General features: G+C 25.4%; 2 protein-coding genes. Both read left to right on the forward strand.

Annotated elements, in window-relative coordinates:
• Positions 1-194: 194 nt before the first annotated feature.
• A complete protein-coding gene (locus NSA58_RS19620) occupies positions 195-857 on the forward strand; it encodes a response regulator transcription factor (protein ID WP_074079559.1) in 663 nt (220 codons plus the stop codon).
• A 1-nt stretch (position 858) separates the two neighbouring features.
• Positions 859-1973: HAMP domain-containing sensor histidine kinase (locus NSA58_RS19625; protein WP_257560890.1), on the forward strand; the 1115-nt coding region annotated here is incomplete at its 3' end.

The following is a 1973-nucleotide window of genomic DNA, read 5'->3' on the forward strand; positions in this document are numbered from 1 at the left end:
AAAAAACAATAAATAAATAAAGTAAGGTCAATTAATATAGATAAGATATTTTACAAGAGTAATGATTATTGGTATAGTATTTTTAGATATGATATGAGTTATAAAAGTAAAATACATTTACAAACAAAAACAAAAATAAATCTTATTAAGATCATTATATAAATTAGAAATAGAAACTAGTAAGGAGTGGTTTTGTGTATAAAATACTGTTAATTGAAGATGAAGATAATATTGCTTCTTTTGTGAAAATGGAGCTAAACTACGAAGGATACAGTGTAGAAGTCTGTGAAGATGGGGTGCAAGGTTTGGAAAAAGCACTACAGGAAGATTATGACTTAATATTGCTCGATTTAATGTTGCCAAAATTAAATGGTATGGAGGTATGCAGGAGATTAAGAAAAGTAAAAAATACACCAATAATAATGCTAACAGCAAGAGATAGTGTCATGGATAAAGTATCTGGACTTCAAACGGGAGCTGATGATTATATTTCAAAGCCATTTGCCATAGAAGAATTACTGGCAAGAATAGAAGCTTTATTAAGAAGGGTTAATGAAATTAAAAAAGTCAGCAATAATTTGGAGTTTAAAGATATTTACATAGATTTGGAAGGTAGAATTGTAAAACAAGGTAATAAAGAAGTAAGTTTAACAACAAAAGAGTATGAATTATTAGTTCAATTGATGATAAATAAAAATAAAGTTTTAAGCAGAGATAATTTGTTAGAAAACATATGGGGATATGACTATGAAGCTGAAACAAATGTGGTAGATGTGTACATAAGACATTTAAGAAGTAAACTAAAAAATGATGGTTATATCCAAACTATCCGTGGTGTTGGATATGTTATAAGATAATATGAAAAAATTCAAACAGCTATCCTCATTTTGGCAAATGTCTATTCTTACTTTTTTAGCAATAATAAGTGTGATTATTTTTACAATAACAGCTCAACTTGTTGTAGTTAGAGTTTGGACTCTAAAATATGAAAAAGATGATATAGAATCAAAATATGATGAAATATCAATACTAATAAATTCAAACAGCCATATGACTTATGAAGAATTATTTGAAGCAATGGAACTAGATGCCATAATTTATAATGAAAATAAAGAGATAATTTTCAACTCCATAAAAGAAGTACCACAAAATCTGGAATTTGATAATATAAATAAAATTAAATCAAAAGTATTTCTAAAATTGAAATATGATAATGTGGTGCTAAATGCCCCCATAAATATTAAGGGCGAGAAAAATAATATTTATATTTTCAAAAAAACAGATATGTTTAAAGATTATTTGAAAGCTACTCTTCACATAATGATATGTGTAGTTGTTTTAGTAATTATTATCAGTATATTGGCAGGAATGTATATTTCTAAAAAATTTGTACACAAACTGAAAAAACTAAGAGATACCATGGAAAAAATAAAAGAAAAAGGCATTTCTAATAGAGTAGATATATATGATAAAAAAGATGAATTTGATAAAGTTAATATGGTATTTAACAGTATGATGGATGAGGTTGAAGAATCTTTTAATTCACAAAAACAATTTGTAAATGATGCATCTCATGAGCTTAGAACGCCTTTAACAATAATAAATGGACATCTAAAAATGTTAGATAGATGGGGTAAAAATGATAAGGAAACTTTAGATAAATCCATAAAAGTTAGTTTAAATGAAGTAGAAAGACTAACGAAATTAGTGAATGATTTGCTTCAGCTTAGCAAAGTAGAAAATGAATTAGTAATAAATGATAACTTGAAAGAAGTAAATATTTATAATGTTGTTAGTGAAGTAATTTATGATTTTGAAATGATAAACAAGAATGTGAAGTTTACTTATAATATAGAAGATAATTTAAAACTAACCATGATGAGAGAACATTTAAAACAACTTTTAATAATATTTATTGATAATGCTATTAAATATAGTGACAAAGAAGAAAAGAAAATTCATATAAACATATT

The organism is Terrisporobacter muris (genome assembly GCF_024621905.1).
Lineage (GTDB): Bacteria > Bacillota > Clostridia > Peptostreptococcales > Peptostreptococcaceae > Terrisporobacter > Terrisporobacter muris.